1 protein-coding gene is annotated in these 1463 nt (G+C 43.7%); it reads right to left on the minus strand.

All coding sequences use genetic code 11. The features are described from left to right. Nucleotides 1-46: 46 nt before the first annotated feature. A complete protein-coding gene (locus tag EKM89_RS13870; RefSeq protein WP_057864578.1) occupies nt 47-1318 on the minus strand; it encodes an ISL3 family transposase in 1272 nt (423 codons plus the stop codon). Between the last annotated feature and the right edge of the window lie 145 nt (nt 1319-1463).

A 1463-nucleotide genomic window follows, 5' to 3' on the forward strand; every position in this document is an offset into this window, starting at 1 on the left:
GGTTCTTCGTCAACTGTTGTTGGTGAACAAAATATTGGAGTTCTAATCACTTGGTGATTAGGGCTCTTTTTGTATGAACCCGAAAAGCGAACAGCACTCTTAGCCGGAATCTGAAAAAGTTTCGGTAACCAAATCCAGTACGTTTAATGACTTTAATCTTGTTGTTTGAACCTTCTAGGGGCCCGTTGGTGTAATGGTGAGTGAAAGTATTACCAATTTCATCATGATGAGTCGCTAGGGTCTGGAGGGTTGCCAACATCTCTTCCGAGCAGCCCTCTAAGTGATGGAACACTTGATTATAGTTGGACCAATCACGGTTTTTGATGGTTTCACGTAACCGATTCATCACGTCGTAAGTTTGCTTGAGCTCGGGATCAATGTCCAATAAAGCATCAACTACATCAGTGGCAGTCGCTGGATAAGGGAAGTTTGTCCACTTACGGAAAGCTTCGTAGTTGAGGTGATTTTCCGGCGTTAATAATAATTTCCAATAGCGTTTTAGGGCGTGATACTCGCGTGAGGAAGTCGCCAGGGTTTTCATGAGGCGCACCCGCGTCTTGTTAAAAGCTCGGTTTAAAGCGTTAACCAAGTGGAAGGGATCGATGACAACGATGGCATTCGGGAAGATCTGCCCAACCAATTTGGGATAGGTATAATTCATATCAGTCACGATTATTTTCACATTTTCGCGCGCGGCTTGGTCATAATGCCGGAAATACTTTTGAAGCTGATAGATGGTTCTAAAGGGTAACAGATCAATCAATTCGTGGGTTTCCGCGTCCATAAATTCAAAGCTCATCGCGTCGGTGGCACTCTTAGTGCTTTTAACTTCGTCCATGAGGAGAACTTTGGGTAAATAGTGCCAGTTGGTTTCAAAGTCCCGTTCAGCGCGCAAGAGCTGCCGACCAACGAATGAATCCGAAGTGGATAACTCATCGGCAATGTGTTTGAGTGAAACCGGTTCGGTCAGTTTTTCTAAGCATTGTTTGCGGGTCGTATTTGAAATCGTGCAGTGCTTCGGCACCGCATTCGTCTGCGCCAGGAAATTGGTATGACAAGCCTTACAGTGAAAGTTTCGCCGATTGAGGCAGAGGATAACGGTGCTGCCCAAGGTTTTAGCGAATCTAATGGTGGTCTTCCGCCAACCATAGCCAATGATCTGATGGTCATTAATAACCCCACAGTTGTGGCAGGCCTTGGGGGAATAGTTCAGCGATCCATTTAATCGGATCACCCCATCATCACCTATTTTGCCATTCTCAATTATTAAGTGTTCATCATCTATTCCTAACAACATTTTCGTAGTATCATTTGACATAGGGCATTTCCTTTCTTGACTTAATTCTGTGGTGGGAGCAAGTTAACGGACGGGAGATGTCCGCTTTTTTATTCTAATGATAAACAAAAAATCTGTCATCATTAATAGATAAAAATCTATTACCAACAACAGATATTGTAGAACC

The organism is Levilactobacillus fujinensis, assembly GCF_003946335.1.
GTDB lineage: Bacteria > Bacillota > Bacilli > Lactobacillales > Lactobacillaceae > Levilactobacillus > Levilactobacillus fujinensis.

What these genes read in the sequence shown, in the direction of transcription:
- EKM89_RS13870 (WP_057864578.1), bottom strand. Translation starts at nt 1,318, where the DNA reads ATGTCAAATGATACTACGAAAATGTTGTTAGGAATAGATGATGAACAC.